This is a genomic window from Streptomyces sp. NBC_00829, assembly GCF_045161795.1.
In the GTDB taxonomy this organism is placed as follows: domain Bacteria; phylum Actinomycetota; class Actinomycetes; order Streptomycetales; family Streptomycetaceae; genus Streptomyces.
Genome location: NZ_CP108867.1, coordinates 3,994,578 through 4,010,388, shown reverse-complemented (window position 1 = coordinate 4,010,388; position 15,811 = coordinate 3,994,578). Strand labels below are relative to the sequence as shown.

Sequence of the window (15,811 nt, the reverse complement as noted above, 5' to 3'; positions counted from 1 at the left end):
GGTTCAGGGCGGCACATGAGGACTCAGCTACCGGCAAACCCCCATTCGGGTCGGCGGTACCGGTAGACTGGTCGACAATCCCGCCCAGTCGCGGAACATGTCGAACGACGCAGCCGCTCCCGCTTGCCCGGAGAACGGCTTGTGCTGTGCCAGAAAGGGCGCTTCGTGGCCGATTCCGGCAACCCCAACGAGAACATCCCGTCCACTCCTGCCGGTGGGAACGGCGAGGTCACCGCCTCGTACGACGCCAGCGCGATCACCGTCCTCGAGGGTCTCGACGCGGTCCGCAAGCGCCCCGGCATGTACATCGGCTCGACCGGTGAGCGTGGTCTCCATCACCTTGTGTACGAGGTCGTCGACAACTCCGTCGACGAGGCCCTCGCGGGCCACGCGGACACCATCGACGTCACCATCCTCGCCGACGGCGGCGTGCGCGTGATCGACAACGGCCGTGGCATCCCGGTGGGGATCGTCCCGTCCGAGAACAAGCCGGCCGTCGAGGTCGTGCTCACCGTTCTGCACGCCGGCGGCAAGTTCGGCGGCGGCGGCTACGCGGTCTCCGGCGGTCTGCACGGCGTCGGCGTCTCCGTCGTCAACGCCCTGTCGTCGAAGGTCGCGGTCGAGGTCAAGGCTGACGGCTACCGCTGGACGCAGGACTACAAGCTCGGCGTCCCCACCGCCCCGCTCGCGCAGAACGAGGCGACCGACGAGAGCGGCACCACGGTGACGTTCTGGGCCGACGGCGACATCTTCGAGACGACGGAGTACTCCTTCGAGACGCTCTCCCGCCGCTTCCAGGAGATGGCCTTCCTGAACAAGGGCCTGACCCTGACGCTGACGGACGAGCGCGAGTCGGCGAAGGCCACCGCGGGCGCGGACACCGTCGAGGAGGCGGCCGAGGAGCAGGCCCGTACGGTCACGTACTACTACGAGGGCGGCATCGTCGACTTCGTGAAGTACCTGAACTCCCGCAAGGGCGATCTGATCCATCCGACGGTCATCGACATCGAGGCCGAGGACAAGGAGCGGATGCTCTCGGTCGAGATCGCGATGCAGTGGAACTCGCAGTACACGGAGGGTGTCTACTCCTTCGCGAACACGATCCACACGCATGAGGGCGGTACGCACGAGGAGGGCTTCCGGGCCGCGCTGACGGGCCTGGTCAACCGGTACGCGCGCGACAAGAAGCTGCTGCGCGAGAAGGACGACAACCTCTCCGGCGAGGACATCCGCGAGGGTCTGACCGCGATCATCTCGGTCAAGCTGGGCGAGCCGCAGTTCGAGGGTCAGACCAAGACCAAGCTGGGCAACACCGAGGCGAAGACCTTCGTCCAGAAGGTGGTGCACGAGCACCTCACGGACTGGTTCGACCGCAATCCGAACGAGGCCGCGGACATCATCCGCAAGTCCATCCAGGCACAGACGGCGCGTGTCGCGGCCCGCAAGGCCCGTGACCTGACGCGCCGCAAGGGCCTGCTGGAGTCGGCGTCACTGCCGGGCAAGCTGAGTGACTGCCAGTCCAACGACCCCACGATGTGCGAGATCTTCATCGTCGAGGGTGACTCCGCCGGCGGTTCGGCCAAGTCCGGCCGTAACCCGATGTACCAGGCGATCCTGCCCATCCGAGGCAAGATCCTGAACGTCGAGAAGGCGCGGATCGACAAGATCCTTCAGAACACCGAGGTCCAGGCGCTGATCTCGGCCTTCGGTACCGGAGTCCACGAGGACTTCGACATCGCGAAGCTCCGCTATCACAAGATCATTCTGATGGCGGACGCCGACGTCGACGGTCAGCACATCAACACTCTGCTGCTGACCTTCCTGTTCCGCTTCATGCGGCCGCTGGTCGAGGCCGGACACGTCTATCTGTCGCGTCCGCCGCTCTACAAGATCAAGTGGGGCCGGGACGACTTCGAGTACGCGTACTCGGACCGTGAGCGCGATGCGCTCGTCGAACTCGGCAAGCAGAACGGCAAGCGGATCAAGGACGACTCGGTCCAGCGCTTCAAGGGTCTCGGCGAGATGAACGCCGAGGAGCTGCGCATCACCACGATGGATGTGGACCACCGCGTTCTCGGCCAGGTCACGCTGGACGACGCCGCGCAGGCCGACGACCTTTTCTCGGTGCTGATGGGCGAGGACGTCGAGGCACGGCGCTCGTTCATCCAGCGCAATGCCAAGGACGTCCGCTTCCTCGACATCTGAGTCGGTGTCTGCTGACCGCACGAAAGGACTGAAGACCAGCAATGGCCGACGAGAACACTCCTGTGACCACCGAAGAGGAAGAGCCGGCACTGCGGATCGAGCCCGTCGGGCTCGAGACGGAGATGCAGCGTTCCTACCTCGACTACGCGATGTCCGTCATCGTCTCGCGTGCGCTGCCCGACGTACGGGACGGTCTCAAGCCCGTCCACCGGCGCGTGCTGTACGCGATGTACGACGGCGGCTACCGGCCCGAGAAGGGCTTCTACAAGTGCGCCCGCGTCGTCGGTGACGTCATGGGTACGTACCACCCGCACGGTGACTCCTCGATCTACGACGCGCTCGTACGTCTCGCGCAGCCGTGGTCGATGCGCATGCCGCTGGTCGACTCCAACGGCAACTTCGGTTCCCCGGGCAACGACCCGGCCGCCGCCATGCGGTACACCGAGTGCAAGCTGATGCCGCAGTCGATGGAGATGCTCCGGGACATCGACGAGGAGACCGTCGACTTCCAGGACAACTACGACGGGCGCAACCAGGAGCCGACGGTTCTGCCGGCGCGCTTCCCGAACCTGCTGGTCAACGGCTCGGCGGGCATCGCCGTCGGCATGGCCACCAACATTCCGCCGCACAATCTGCGCGAGGTCGCGGCCGGCGCGCAGTGGGCGCTGGAGCACCCTGACGCCTCCCACGAGGAGCTTCTGGACGCGCTCATCGAGCGGATCAAGGGCCCGGACTTCCCGTCCGGCGCGCTGGTCGTGGGCCGCAAGGGCATCGAGGAGGCGTACCGCACGGGCCGTGGCTCGATCACGATGCGCGCGGTCGTCGAGGTCGAGGAGATCCAGGGCCGCCAGTGCCTGGTGGTCACGGAGCTTCCGTACCAGACCAACCCGGACAATCTCGCGCAGAAGATCGCCGACCTGGTGAAGGACGCCAAGATCGGCGGCATCGCCGACGTCCGCGACGAGACGTCGTCCCGCACCGGCCAGCGCCTGGTGATCGTGCTCAAGCGCGACGCCGTCGCCAAGGTCGTGCTGAACAACCTCTTCAAGCACACCGATCTGCAGACCAACTTCGGCGCGAACATGCTGGCGCTGGTCGACGGCGTGCCGCGGACGCTCTCGCTGGACGCGTTCATCCGCCACTGGGTGCACCACCAGATCGAGGTCATTGTCCGGCGGACGAAGTTCCGGCTGCGCAAGGCCGAGGAGCGGGCGCACATCCTGCGCGGTCTGCTCAAGGCGCTCGACGCGATCGACGAGGTCATCGCGCTGATCCGGCGCAGCGACACGGTCGAGACCGCGCGCGAGGGCCTGATGGGCCTGCTCACGATCGACGAGATCCAGGCCAACGCCATCCTGGAGATGCAGCTGCGCCGACTGGCCGCCCTGGAGCGCCAGAAGATCGTCGCCGAGCACGACGAGCTGCAGGCCAAGATCAACGAGTACAACGCGATTCTGGCCTCGCCCGAGAAGCAGCGTCAGATCGTCAGCGAGGAACTGGCCGTCATCGTCGAGAAGTTCGGCGACGACCGGCGCTCCAAGCTGGTGCCCTTCGACGGTGACATGTCCATCGAGGACCTGATCGCCGAGGAGGACATCGTCGTCACGATCACCCGTGGCGGCTATGTGAAGCGTACGAAGACGGACGACTACCGCTCGCAGAAGCGCGGCGGCAAGGGCGTGCGGGGCACGAAGCTCAAGGAAGACGACATCGTCGACCACTTCTTCGTCTCCACGACGCACCACTGGCTGCTGTTCTTCACCAACAAGGGCCGGGTCTACCGCGCCAAGGCGTACGAGCTCCCGGACGTCGGCCGGGACGCGCGCGGCCAGCACGTCGCCAACCTGCTGGCCTTCCAGCCGGACGAGCAGATCGCCGAGATCCTCGCGATCCGCGACTACGACGCCGCGCCCTATCTGGTGCTCGCCACCAAGGGCGGCCTGGTGAAGAAGACCTCGCTGAAGGACTACGACTCGCCCCGGTCCGGCGGCGTCATCGCCATCAACCTCCGTGAGACGGAGGACGGCAGCGACGACGAGCTGATCGGCGCCGAGCTGGTGTCGGCCGAGGACGATCTGCTGCTCATCAGCAAGAAGGCGCAGTCGATCCGGTTCACCGCGACGGACGATGCGCTGCGCCCGATGGGGCGAGCGACATCGGGTGTGAAGGGCATGAGTTTCCGTGAAGGAGACCAGCTCCTCTCGATGAATGTGGTGCGGCCCGGTACGTTCGTGTTCACTGCTACTGATGGTGGGTACGCGAAGCGGACCGCCGTCGACGAGTACCGCGTCCAGGGTCGTGGCGGCCTCGGTATCAAGGCCGCCAAGATTGTGGAGGACCGCGGTTCGCTCGTGGGGGCTCTGGTGGTCGAGGAGACTGACGAGATCCTCGCCATCACCCTCGGCGGCGGTGTGATTCGTACGCGAGTCAATGAAGTCAGGGAGACGGGCCGTGACACCATGGGCGTCCAACTGATCAACTTGGGCAAGCGCGATGCCGTGGTCGGTATCGCTCGTAACGCTGAAGCCGGCCGCGAGGCCGAAGCGGTCGAAGGGGCCGATGAGGTCGCAGGGACCGAAGGGGCCGACATCGACGCGGCCGAGGCGGCAGTCGAGGGCAGCGAGCCCTCGACAGGGGAGCACGAGGAGTAGAGCGTGAGTGGAGCCACGGGCGCCGGATCGGCAGCATCCGGAGCGAACGGTGCCCGTGGCCCTGCCGCGGACTCCCAGGGGGATACGGTGACGGATACCCGGGGGCCTCAGCCCCCGCAGGAAACATTGGGCGGCGAGCAGCCGGCGCAGCAACCGGCCGCACAGCAACCGGCGCAGCAACCGGCCGCGCAGCAGCCGTACCACCCGCCGCAGGCGTATCCCTCGCCCCCGGGCGGTGGCGCGCCGCAGGCGGGCGCGGCGGTCCGCCGGCCGCGGACCGGGGCCCGCACGACCCCGCGGACGCGCAAGGCCCGCCTGCGGGTGGCCAAGGCCGACCCGTGGTCGGTGATGAAGGTCAGCTTCCTGCTCTCGATCGCGCTGGGCATCTGCACGGTGATCGCGGCGGCGGTGCTGTGGATGGTCATGGACGCCATGGGTGTCTTCTCCACGGTGGGCGGGACGATCAGTGAGGCCACCGGCTCCAACGAGAGCAACGGATTCGACCTTCAGTCGTTCCTCTCGCTGCCGCGGGTGCTCATCTTCACCTCGGTCATCGCGGTGATCGATGTGGTGCTGGCCACAGCGCTGGCGACGCTCGGGGCCTTCATCTACAACCTCTCCGCCGGTTTCGTGGGCGGTGTCGAGCTCACGCTCGCCGAGGACGAGTGAGGCGGGACAACCGATTTTGGGACTGGCCCCGACGTGCGCTAATCTTCATGAGTCAGCGCGCAGCGCGGCGGGGCTATAGCTCAGTTGGTTAGAGCGCATCCCTGATAAGGATGAGGCCACAGGTTCAAATCCTGTTAGCCCCACAGTGAAAGGCCCTCAATCGATCTTGGTTGGGGGCCTTTGGCATCAGTTGACACCAACGGCGGCGGATGGCTTGGTCAGCCGATGAGTGGGTCTTCCAGCAGCTCCGCGGCGCCGGGTTGGCCTGCTTCAGGCTGCCGATCGTCGTGGTGCGCGCGGACGACGTCGCCGCGATATCGCCGGGCAGGGTTCGCTGCTCAGCAGCCGCGGCACTCCAGCAGATGGAGCTGTGACCCCCTTCTCTTGCTGACCGGCAGTGTGGGATCGGCGGGCACGAAGCCGGCGTGCCGTTCCCCGGTGGCGGACCAGAGTTGAGGCGTTGATACTGCCTGCGGTCGGCCGGTCGATCGGGGTACCTCGGTGGGCCAGGACTCGGGGCTGGCGGGCCAAGTCGCTCGCGCTGAGCCCTCCTGTTTAACTCGGAGGCATGGACCACATCTCGTTCATTGTGGTGGCAGTCATCGTCGCGGCGCTGGCCTTCGACTTCACTAATGGCTTTCACGACACAGCGAACGCGATGGCCACGTCCATCGCGACCAAGGCGCTGCGACCCAAGGTCGCGGTCCTCATCAGTGCCGTGCTGAATATCGCCGGTGCGTTCCTGTCCACTGAAGTGGCGAAGACCATCTCAAACGGCATCGTGAACGACGCCCAGGTGACGCCGGCCATGATCTTCGCGGGTCTGGTGGGTGCCATCCTGTGGAACCTGTTGACCTGGCTGGCCGGTCTGCCCTCTTCATCCTCACATGCCCTGTTCGGGGGATTGATCGGTGCCGTGTGGGTCGGGGCGGGAGTCTCCGCCATCAACTTTTCCCAAGTGGTCGAGAAGATCATCATTCCTGCGGTCACATCGCCGTTCATCGCAGGTACGGCCGCGCTGCTGGCCACCTTTGCGGCTTACCGGATCACCGTGCGCGCACGCCAGGGCACGGTGACGCGCGGCTTCCGGCTCGGCCAGACGGGCTCGGCTTCGCTGGTCTCACTCGCGCACGGTACGAACGACGCGCAGAAGACGATGGGAGTGATCACCCTCACCCTGATCTCCGCGGGTGCACTCCCTTCCGGCTCCGGACCTCCGATGTGGGTGATCATCGCTGCCGGGCTCACGATCGGCCTGGGCACCTATCTGGGCGGCTGGCGGATCATCCGGACGATGGGCAAGGGCCTGACCGACATCGAATCCCCTCAGGGATTCGCGGCCGAGACCTCCTCCGCCACCGTCATCCTCACGTCGGCACACTTCGGCTTCGCCCTGTCCACCACCCAGGTGTGCTCGGGCGCCATCATCGGGGCCGGGGTCGGCAAGCGGCTCGCCAAGGTGCGGTGGGGAACAGCGGGGCGTATGGCGATCGCCTGGCTGGTCACCCTGCCGTCGGCCGGTCTTGTCGGCGCGGTCGCGGCTCTGGGGGTCACGCAGGGCGGGAACCTCGGTGTCGCCCTGGTGGCCCTGTGCGCACTCGCCGTCGCCACGGTCATCGTCGTACTGGCCCGGCGCAATCCGGTCACCGCGAGCAACGTCAACGAGGCCAAGACGGTACGGATCCTCCCCGCGGCGCAGACAGGCGGGGGCACCGGCCGGTGACCTGCCGGCAGAAGCGGACCAGTGCAGCACAGAGGTATCAGAGAGAGGAAGGCCGGTCGGGATGAACCTGCATTGGAGTGCCCTTCTCCAGGTGGTCGTAGTGGGAGCGGGAGCAACACTTGCCGTCGTCATTGTCTTTTCTTGCGGTGTGGTCGCACTCTCCCAGCGGGACACCGCACGCGAGCACGGCGAGGCCGGAAGGGCCATGCTCGCGGCTGCCGGAATGTGCTTCATGGCCTGTGCCGCCGCGGTGCTCTACGGGATCTACCTCATCATTCCCCAGTTCCATCAGTGATCCCGACGCGATAGCAGCGGCACGCTTCGCGCGGCTCGCAGGGGCGGCCCTCCGCTGCCAGAAACGTGCTGCGCTTGCCGCAGCCTCAGCTCCAGGGACATGGGAACGAGTTTCGAACTGGTCAAGTCCGCCTGTCGCGGCTGACATCAACGCCTGAAACCAACAGCGGCGGACAACCGCGGTTACGGCCGATCAGCGACGATCGCCGAAGGCGGTGAACCAACTGCATCCCCTGTCGTAACGGCGATGCCGGACCGACCTGACAAGGGTGAGGCCACGGGTTCACATCTTGTAGCCCGACAGGTGTGATGCGGTCCGTACGGAGACTCTCCGTGCGGGCTGATCGCTTTGCCGGGGGCCCTAGTTGGGGCGTCCCCCGGTGGTACGCAGGTCACCGATCGGTATCGGTCGGTGTGTATAGTCGGGCGGCAGAAGTCCTCATACGTCAAGGAAAGACGAGGTCGCGCGGTGAAGAAGCTTCTCCTGGTCGCACTGGCCGCCATCGGCGGGCTCCTCGTGTACCGCCAGATCCAGGCGGATCGCGCCGAGCAGGATCTGTGGACGGAGGCGACCGACTCCGTGCCCGCAGGTTCGGGTGTGTGAGACGCAGCAGTCGTGAAATCCACGGGCCCCGGTCGCTGAAGCGGCCGGGGCTTCGTGCTGCCCGGGCCCGGTGCGTGTTCGCGTCCTATGCGGGCCCGCCTTCCTCGCGTGCCGCGATGCGTGTTCTGCCCGTGCGCGCCCGGTGCCGTTGCCGGACCATGCCCATCTTGGGCCGTGAGTTCACTTTCGCAAATCTATAGGTTGCGAGAGTAAATGCGGGGTGCGGGAGGGGAACACACGTGAGGGTCGCACCGGCCGTGGGGCCCGGACGGTACTGGCTGGTCGTTGAGCGGATCGGCTGGTGCTGCGCGTGGCGGAAGCTGGGCGACGCACTGACAGGCCCGCAGCACGATGCGCCCCCCGTTGGCGGGAACGCCGTCGGCAGCGCCGACAACAAGGCCGACAACAAGGGGGACCAGCGGGGTGATTCGGCGGCCCGCGAAGACAGCGATGCGGCCGGCGGGGCAGGATGGTCCGGCGCCGCGACCGCAGCGGCGGCAGACGGCACGGTCGTCCTGATCGCGGGAGCGGTGCTCGTACGGGTACGGCGGACAAGGAGAAGCGCGTGAAGAGGCAGCGCGGCACGGGCCGGGCGACGCTGGCGGCCATGGCGGCGATGTGCGCGGTGGCCGCGCTGCCCGGGCAGTCCTGGGCAGCCGGTGAGCCCAATCCGTACGCCTTCGACAGCGAGGCCAAGTCCGTCCAGGGCGCGGCGGTCAATAGCGACGGGCCGTCCCTGAAGGCCGGATCGACGTACAAGGACACGATCAAGCCGGGCGAAAAGCGCTACTACCGCGTCGATCTGGACGCCAGGACCAACGCGTACGTCTCCGCGGTGGCCGTCCCCAAGCTGGCGACGAAAGTGAGCTACGCGGACAAGCTCTCGGTGAGCATCGAGGACCGCTCGGGCTCCAGGTGCGGTGACAACGACGCCCGGTTCGGATCCGCCGCCTATGCCAGGCCTATCGCGGCGTACGCGGAACGGACCATCGAGAAGGACGCCAGCAGCTGCCAGGAGGAGGGCGCCTACTACGTCCTTCTCGAGCGGTCCAGCGATGACACCTCGACACCCGAGCCGTGGGCCGTGGAGATCCGTTTCGCCTCCGAGCCGGGGCTCAAGGCCCAGGGCGCGACGGCGCCGCCCGAGAACTGGCCCTCCGCGAACCCCGCGCCGCCCGGCGGCGGCCCGCAGAAGCGTCACGGCGGCACCAGCTTCACCGATGCCACGGGCCTGAAGCAGGGCGAGTGGCAGGACGAGATCCGCCCCGGCCAGACGCTTTTCTACCGGGTGCCGGTCGACTGGGGTCAGCAGATCTTCGCCAGCGCCGACCTCGGCACCAGCGTGGCACCCGACAGTGCGGCGGGTGTCGGGAGCGCCCTCGCGCTGGCCCTGCACAACCCCGCGCGCGGAGCCGTGGACGAGGCGTCGAGCATGTACTACAGCGGCAAGCAGAATTCGATCGCGCTGGATGCGCTGCCGCCCGTGGCGTACGAGAACCGGTACGACACCGGCTCCGACAGTGGGATGCGGTTCGCCGGTTGGTACTACCTGTCGGTCACGCTCAATCCGGAGGTCGGCAAGGAGTACGGCCGGCATGCGTTCGCGCTGACCCTGAGGGTCAATGTCGAGGGCGAGGCGAAGGCCGCTCCGGCGTACGCGGGTCCCGCGGGGGACTTCGAGGTCACCAAGGACGACCAGGAGGCCGCCGACTCCGGAGAGAGAGCGCCTGAGGCGGCGAAGAGCGACACCATGCAGCTGATCGCGGCCGCTGGGATCGGTGCCGGGACCGTGCTGGTGCTCGGGCTCGGCGTATGGACGCTGGTGGCGCGCCGACGGGCGACGGCACTGCCCGCGCAGGGCGTGGCGGGGCCGGTCCCTGGACAGGGGCAGGGCATGGGCCTGGGGCATGCGGCGGGGCCGGGGCCTAGCCCGAGGCCGGGGCCTGGTTCTGGTCCGGGTCCGGGTCCGGTGAACGTTGCCGGGCATGCGCCTGGTCAGGTTCCGGGCGGCGGGCAGGCGCCGGGGGGTCAGACACCGGGGCAGTACGGGCCGCCGCCCTCCTGGTAACGGCCGGGGCGGCTCAGGACTGGGTCAGCGCCCAGATGCCGACCGCAAAACAGAGCAGCGCGACGATCAGCACCGGGACCGCCACCTTCGGGGGCGGTCCCGGCCGTTTCCGGGCCGCCGTCGGAATCGGTGCGTGCGGATGCGGAAGCTGCGAGCTCTGAGCGGTGTAAGCACGAGTAAGAGGTTGTTCGTGCCGCACCGGGGCGGTCGGAGCGGTCTGGGACTGCGAAGAGCGCTCGGGCGCGGAAGCGTGAAGGGGGGACGCGCTGTGCGCCGACACAGGCATGGGCGTGGGAGTCGGTGCGGGAGTCGGCTCCGAGGCCGCAGGCGTGGGGGGAGGAGCCGAAGGCTGGGCAGCGTGCGGCAGTTGTACGGACGGCTGTACGGGCGGCTGCTGCGGTGGCGGGGCCAGATGGAAGCTCCCGGTGTCCGAGGACGTCAGCGGCGGCTGGACGTGGGGCTCGGCAGGCGCCTGAGGGCGGTGGTCGGCCGGCTCGGCGTCAGCGGGGGGAGCGGCGGCATCGCCAGGGCCTGCGGGACCTGCTGGGCCCTTGGGGCCGAATCCGGCGGGGAGCGGGCCGATCTGGTCGAAGATCTCGACCGGCTCGTCGTCGGCGCCGGGCTCCGGAAGCATCTCCACCGCCGCCGTGAGGGCCTTGCGAGCCCCCGTGGCGGTGCGGAAGCGGACCTGAGGGTCGGGCTGCAGCAGACCGGCCAGCACCTGCCACAGCGGTTCCGGGATGCCCTGGGGCGCGCCGGGAGTGCCGTGGCTGGCGAAATGCTCCACCAGCGCCCGGGAGTCGGGTTTCTGGCCCTGGAGCAGATACAGCGCGACCAGGCCCACCGCGAAGAGGTCGGCCGTGAAGTTGGGCTCCGCGCCCAGCATCTGCTCGGGTGCGAAGTAACCGGGCGTGCCCACCACGTAGTTGGTCTCGGTGAGCCGCGGCTCACCCTTGCGCATGGAGATTCCGAAGTCGGACAGGCGCAGATGAGGCCGCCCGGTCCCCGTGGCCTCCAGCAGAATGTTCGCCGGCTTGATGTCGCGGTGCACGACCCCCTCCGCGTGCACCGCGGCAAGTCCGGACAGCAGCTGATCGAGAAGCGTGCACACAAAACGGGGCGGCAGCGGGCCGTAGTCGCCGATGACATGCGCCAGCGACCCGCCGCTCACCAGGTCCATGGTGAACAGCACCTTGTCGTCGTCCGCGGCCCAGCTGGCCGGGGCGAGGACATGAGGATGATCGATCCGCAGAGCCTGCTCACGGACGAAGCGCAGGAGAGTGTGCGCATCGCTCTGCTGCAGCACCTTCGCCGCCACATAGCGACGGCGCCGGTGGTCCCAGGCACGCCAGACCGCACCGACACCACCACGTCCGATCGGGTCGATCAGTCCGTACCGACCAGCGAAGACCTCACCCATTGCGTTGCGCCCGCTCCCCGTTCCCCAGTGAGGCCCGCTGCCTCGGTCAGCTCTGGTGCGACTCGTAGTGGGCCACCGCGTCCGCCGTGCGCCCGGCCCCGTACACCCGGAGGAACTCTGCCAGTTCGGGGTGGCTCGGGGCGAGGGAGTCCGCCGCATCGATGATGTCCCCGGCCGCCGAGACGGAGCGCAGCAGGGACTGGATCTCACGGACGACTCGGCGCACCGTAGGAGCGCCCGAGCTGCTTGTCGTCTGGCTCGTACCGGTCAGCACCGAACCGCCCTGGGACTTCTTGATCTCCTCCATACGGTCGGTGGCCTCGACCGCGCTGACACTGCCGTCGGCGACCAGACTCGCCAACTCCTGCAGGGCCTGAACCCGCTGGACCACCGCGGGATTGCCGATCTTGGCCCGCTGTCCACTCATCAGCTGGGACAGCATCGGAGCCGAGAGCCCGAGCACCGCCGCGAGTCGGGCCTGGTTCAGACCCAGGTCGTCGATGAGTCGGCGGAAGAGCGCCCCCAGAGGCTCTCCGTACCAGCTGCGCTGTAGCTCCCTGGCTCTTGCGGTCGTTTCCTGCTGAGCGGCGTCCATTGCGTCTCCCCATCGCTTCCCCAAGCGGGCTTCGCTGCTGCGAACCTCGCCGAGCATCTTACGGAGCGTGGTCGCCCACCGGGAGTCCCAATCCTTTTGCAGGATCACGGGGGTGACCCGGTACTCTGGTCTCCGGCGGTGGTTGAGGCCAGTCTCTGCTCGGCCGTACCCACCCTTTCCGGGGCCTTAGCTCAGTTGGTAGAGCGCTGTCTTTGCATGGCAGATGTCAGGGGTTCGACTCCCCTAGGCTCCACAGCGACAAGGGCGCTCCGATCTGTTCGACAGATCGGAGCGCCCCTTTTTGTGCCCCTACCGCCTCGCGGCCCTTCGCGCACCTCGAATCCCGCCCTCACCGGCCCGCGATTGAGCCGACCGGGTGGTGTTCATCCGAAGAACTGCACAGCGGCGGCGTCGCTCCCCCACTTCCCGAGATGCGTACACATCATGAGAAAGGTATGTAGATCGCTCAACCCGAAAGCGAGGGGTCATGGCCGCCATGAAGGTCAGGAATCTGTGGACCGCGTTCATCACCGCGTTCTTTGCACTGCTTGCCTCGGTGGGGCTCACCGCCGCCACCACCACCGCGACGGCCGCACCGCAGCCGGCCGCGCCGACGCCGGGCCGGGTCGACCTGCCGAAGCAGACGCGCCGGCAGCCCGTCCGGGCGACGGTGCCCGCACCCAGTACACGATGGAGCCCGACGGCGCACGACAGGTCGCTGCCGCCCACGATCAAGCAGCGTATCCGGGCCGAGGCCCACGGATCATCACCCACGAGCCGGCACCTGCCCGCGATCGACACCGACGCGGAGGACGACAGTTCCGCCGCAGCTGCCGCTGCCGTCGTCAGTCCCACCGGCAAGATCGGCAGGGCGAAGGACACCGGCAAGATCGGCAGGGCGAAGGACATCGCCGCGGACGTTGCCCCCGGCACCGCCGGGGAGCGGGCGCGGGCCACGGCCTGAGGCGCCGGGTGCTCTCACAGCTCCCGACGCCGGCTGTCCTCCCGAAGCCACCTGTCTTGCCGGCGCCGTCCGCCCTGTCGGTGGTACCCGGTCAGCGACCCTCGTCGCGGTCCGAAGCCTCCGCATCGGCCTGCTTCGCCTGCACCTCAGGATCCAGATCCCCTTGTCCACTGCCGTCGACGGACGTCAGCGGAGGGCGATCGGACACCTCTGTCGCAGCAGGCGGCTCGACCAGCCAGTCAGGGTTGGCCTGCTTGTCCCACCACTTCCACACGAGGAAGGCCCCACAGGCCAGCACGCCGACGATCGCCACACCCTTGGCGAGGCGCCCGGCCCTGGACCGCCGCTCGTGCTTCTTGACCAGCTTCTGAATCTCCTTCGCCGTCACCTGTCCGCGCAGCGCGGCCAGAGCGGCAACGGAGCGGGCCGCCGCCTCCTCCCGGACGGGCTGAGTGACGGCCACCGCGTGCTCAACACGCGGAACGGTGTAATCCGCCGCCTGACGAGCGGCCCTCCGAGCCTGAACCGCGGCTCGGCGCGCGCCCTCGTCCACCTTCGGCGGAACATGCGGCGCCACACGGGCGCCGTACTGAACACGGGCCTGTTGAGCGGCCTTCGAGACTTTCGGCGCCAGCAGTACGCGGGCCTCGTGCGCATAGTGCGCTGCCTGGTCCTTGGCCGTACCGGCGTAGGGCGCCACCACGTCCGCGGCGTGCAGCACGCCGTCCTTCGCCGTACCGGTCGCGGCGCGCACGCTGTCCATGCGGGTCACGGGATCCTCCTCCTCGGTGGCGTTCTGGGTGGATAGGGTTAACTCCCAGTTAGGCACACTTTCGCCTTTCCACCCGTTGGGAAATCATGCCTGTTGAGTGCGGCCTCGGCATGCGGGGCGGGCATCCGGGTCATGTAGGGACCTTGCGGTCGACGATGCCACGGTTCGCCCCATAACGCGCCGCTCCCGCCACTACTCGGCGGCTTTTATCCGTCGACGGCACTTCCGTGCGAGGATCGGAAGACGTCAGACAGGACTTAGGGAAGGCAGACCGTGGCCGAGCAGCTGTACGCCACCTTGAAGACCAACCAAGGCGACATCGAGATCCGGCTTCTGCCGAACCACGCGCCCAAGACGGTCAAGAACTTCGTGGAGCTCGCCCAGGGCGAACGCGAATGGACCCACCCCGCGACCGGCAAGAAGTCCACGGACAAGCTGTACGACGGCACGGCCTTCCACCGCGTGATCCGCGGCTTCATGATCCAGGGCGGCGACCCGCTGGGCAACGGCACCGGCGGCCCGGGGTACGAGTTCGGGGACGAGTTCCACCCCGACCTCGCCTTCGACAGGCCCTACCTCCTGGCCATGGCCAACGCGGGCCCGAGCACCAACGGCTCCCAGTTCTTCATCACCGTCTCGCCCACCGCCTGGCTGACCCGCAAGCACACCATCTTCGGCGAGGTCTCCAACGAGGCCGGCAAGAAGGTCGTCGATAACATCGCCGACACCCAGACCAACCCCCGTACCGACCGGCCCGTCAACGACGTGGTGATCGAGTCGGTCGTCGTGGAGACCCGCGAGGGCTGAGCCCCGCGTTCCCCCAGGGAACCAATTCGCCCCGCCCGTCCGTATGGATGGGCGGGGCGGTGTGTTGAGCTAGGGAGATCGAGGAACCTCATGGACCAGGCATCGGGCAGTCCACAACAGCCACAGGACGCGCACGTGCCCAGCTGCTATCGGCACCCGGGCCGCGAGACCGGCATCAGATGCACCCGCTGCGAGCGGCCCATCTGCACGGACTGCATGGTCAGCGCCTCTGTCGGATTCCAGTGCCCCGAGTGCGTACGCTCCGTATCGGGTACGGGACACTCTGTGACCGCCAACCAGCCGCGAACCGTCGCCGGCGGCGTGGTCACATCCGACTCCTTCCTGCTCACCAAGATCCTCATCGGGATCAACCTCGGAGTCTTCGTCACCGTACTCGCCCTCGGCGACCGCTTCGTCGCCGAGCTCGAGCTCATCGGATACGCCTTCAGCCCCCAGCTCGGTGAAGTCGTCGGAGTGGCGGACGGCGAGTGGTACAGGCTCCTCACCTCCACCTTCCTGCACCAAGAGGTCTCCCACATCCTCTTCAACATGGTCAGTCTCTGGTTCCTCGGCAGACTCGTGGAACCAGCACTCGGCCGTACCCGCTTCCTCGCCGTCTATCTGATGTCCGGCCTCGGCGGAAGTGCTCTCGCCTACTTGATCGCCGCCCCGAACCAGCCCTCGCTGGGCGCGTCCGGCGCCATCTTCGGCCTGATGGGCGCGTTCGCCGTGCTCGCCCGGCGCGTCAACCTCGACATGCGTCCGGTCATCGCGATTCTGGGTATCAGCCTGCTGCTGACGTTCACCAGGGAAGGCATCTCCTGGCAGGGCCACATCGGCGGCCTGGTGACCGGCGCGCTCGTCACACTCGGTTTGGTCTACGCACCCCGCGACCGCCGCATGCTGGTGCAGCTCGCCACCTGTTCGCTGGTCCTTATCGCGACCGTGGTGACTATCGTCGCCCGGTCCGCGGTGCTCACCTGAGCGAGACCTTTCCCCACAGTTGTCCACAGCGTGTGCCCGATCCTGTGCATGCTGT

Annotated in this window: 15 protein-coding genes and 2 tRNA genes; 14 read left to right on the top strand and 3 right to left on the bottom strand. The window is 67.8% G+C overall.

Translation table 11 applies throughout. The features are described 5' to 3' along the window. Window positions 1-141: 141 nt before the first annotated feature. The 10 genes from gyrB to OG293_RS17425 all read left to right on the top strand — a co-directional run bounded on the left by gyrB (window position 142) and on the right by OG293_RS17425 (window position 10,214). Window positions 142-2,205, top strand: a complete 2,064-nt coding sequence (gene gyrB / locus OG293_RS17470) for a DNA topoisomerase (ATP-hydrolyzing) subunit B (RefSeq protein ID WP_406003625.1) — start codon at window positions 142-144, stop codon at window positions 2,203-2,205. 41 nt (window positions 2,206-2,246) lie between these two features. Next, window positions 2,247-4,856 carry a DNA gyrase subunit A gene (gene gyrA / locus OG293_RS17465; RefSeq protein WP_405999719.1) on the top strand — a complete coding sequence of 870 codons (2,610 nt, stop codon included), beginning with the start codon at window positions 2,247-2,249 and terminating at the stop codon, window positions 4,854-4,856. Window positions 4,857-4,859: 3 nt separating this feature from the next. Next, the gene (locus tag OG293_RS17460) at window positions 4,860-5,525 is read left to right on the top strand and encodes a DUF3566 domain-containing protein (RefSeq protein ID WP_405999718.1); all 666 of its coding nucleotides are present in this window, start codon (window positions 4,860-4,862) and stop codon (window positions 5,523-5,525) included. Between the two features lie 69 nt (window positions 5,526-5,594). After that, a tRNA-Ile gene (locus OG293_RS17455) sits at window positions 5,595-5,668 on the top strand. 66 nt (window positions 5,669-5,734) lie between these two features. Beyond that, complete coding sequence (locus tag OG293_RS17450; RefSeq protein WP_405999717.1) at window positions 5,735-5,899, top strand: hypothetical protein; 165 nt, start codon at window positions 5,735-5,737, stop codon at window positions 5,897-5,899. A gap of 194 nt (window positions 5,900-6,093) precedes the next feature. Beyond that, entirely contained in the window at window positions 6,094-7,248 is a 1,155-nt protein-coding gene (locus OG293_RS17445; protein ID WP_405999716.1) for an anion permease, read from the top strand. Window positions 7,249-7,396: 148 nt separating this feature from the next. Further along, entirely contained in the window at window positions 7,397-7,543 is a 147-nt protein-coding gene (locus OG293_RS17440) for a hypothetical protein (RefSeq protein WP_405999715.1), read from the top strand. 468 nt (window positions 7,544-8,011) lie between these two features. Continuing rightward, complete coding sequence (locus tag OG293_RS17435; protein ID WP_003958712.1) at window positions 8,012-8,146, top strand: DLW-39 family protein; 135 nt, start codon at window positions 8,012-8,014, stop codon at window positions 8,144-8,146. Window positions 8,147-8,385: 239 nt separating this feature from the next. Further along, window positions 8,386-8,715 carry a hypothetical protein gene (locus OG293_RS17430; protein WP_405999714.1) on the top strand — a complete coding sequence of 110 codons (330 nt, stop codon included), beginning with the start codon at window positions 8,386-8,388 and terminating at the stop codon, window positions 8,713-8,715. After that, window positions 8,712-10,214, top strand: a complete 1,503-nt coding sequence (locus OG293_RS17425; RefSeq protein ID WP_405999713.1) for a hypothetical protein — start codon at window positions 8,712-8,714, stop codon at window positions 10,212-10,214. The genes OG293_RS17430 and OG293_RS17425 overlap by 4 nt, the downstream gene beginning before the upstream one ends. 13 nt (window positions 10,215-10,227) lie before the next feature. Here the strand turns inward: OG293_RS17425 and OG293_RS17420 are convergent, their stop codons facing one another. Together OG293_RS17420 and OG293_RS17415 are read right to left on the bottom strand one after the other, a co-directional pair. Next, a complete protein-coding gene (locus OG293_RS17420; RefSeq protein ID WP_405999712.1) occupies window positions 10,228-11,634 on the bottom strand; it encodes a serine/threonine-protein kinase in 1,407 nt (468 codons plus the stop codon). Window positions 11,635-11,680: 46 nt separating this feature from the next. Further along, window positions 11,681-12,229, bottom strand: coding sequence for a helix-turn-helix domain-containing protein (locus OG293_RS17415; protein WP_405999711.1), 549 nt, complete (start codon window positions 12,227-12,229; stop codon window positions 11,681-11,683). A 180-nt stretch (window positions 12,230-12,409) separates the two neighbouring features. Between OG293_RS17415 and OG293_RS17410 the strand changes: the two genes are divergently transcribed. Together OG293_RS17410 and OG293_RS17405 are read left to right on the top strand one after the other, a co-directional pair. Further along, window positions 12,410-12,482 (top strand) — tRNA-Ala (locus OG293_RS17410). 243 nt (window positions 12,483-12,725) lie between these two features. Beyond that, the gene (locus OG293_RS17405; RefSeq protein WP_405999710.1) at window positions 12,726-13,193 is read left to right on the top strand and encodes a DUF6344 domain-containing protein; all 468 of its coding nucleotides are present in this window, start codon (window positions 12,726-12,728) and stop codon (window positions 13,191-13,193) included. 91 nt (window positions 13,194-13,284) lie between these two features. Here the strand turns inward: OG293_RS17405 and OG293_RS17400 are convergent, their stop codons facing one another. After that, window positions 13,285-13,965 (bottom strand): DUF5324 family protein, encoded by a 681-nt coding sequence (locus OG293_RS17400; RefSeq protein ID WP_405999709.1) that lies wholly within the window; start codon window positions 13,963-13,965, stop codon window positions 13,285-13,287. A 273-nt stretch (window positions 13,966-14,238) separates the two neighbouring features. On the opposite strand from OG293_RS17400, the gene OG293_RS17395 reads away from it, so the two are divergent. Continuing rightward, window positions 14,239-14,772, top strand: coding sequence for a peptidylprolyl isomerase (locus tag OG293_RS17395; protein ID WP_405999708.1), 534 nt, complete (start codon window positions 14,239-14,241; stop codon window positions 14,770-14,772). Between the two features lie 90 nt (window positions 14,773-14,862). Next, window positions 14,863-15,756, top strand: coding sequence for a rhomboid family intramembrane serine protease (locus OG293_RS17390; protein ID WP_405999707.1), 894 nt, complete (start codon window positions 14,863-14,865; stop codon window positions 15,754-15,756). Window positions 15,757-15,811 lie beyond the last annotated feature (55 nt).